Below are 234 nucleotides of genomic sequence, written 5' to 3' on the forward strand. Positions count from 1 at the left end.
CAGCAGCTGAGCACGTGTCTCAATCCCTTCCACCGCCCATTTACCGATCGACATCGGCCAGGTCAGCCAGGAGAGCACCGGATACAAGCCATCGGCCATATCGCCGCCTTCGTCGCGCAAGGTAAAGCTTCCATAGAACGGCAACTGAACATACGGGCCATAGCCAACGCCATAATGCCCAAGTGTACTGCCGAAACGATGTGGCTCAACCCGCTGTAGCTGCGGATTCGCCAT

Annotated in this window: 1 protein-coding gene; it reads right to left on the minus strand. The window is 57.3% G+C overall.

Annotated elements, in window-relative coordinates; all coding sequences use genetic code 11:
- Positions 1 to 234: MlaA family lipoprotein (locus ACODJP_RS14515; protein WP_422482705.1), on the minus strand; the 234-nt coding region annotated here is incomplete at both ends.

This window comes from Pleomorphochaeta sp. DL1XJH-081 (genome assembly GCF_049310885.1).
Taxonomy (GTDB): domain Bacteria; phylum Spirochaetota; class Spirochaetia; order Sphaerochaetales; family Sphaerochaetaceae; genus CAYZJV01.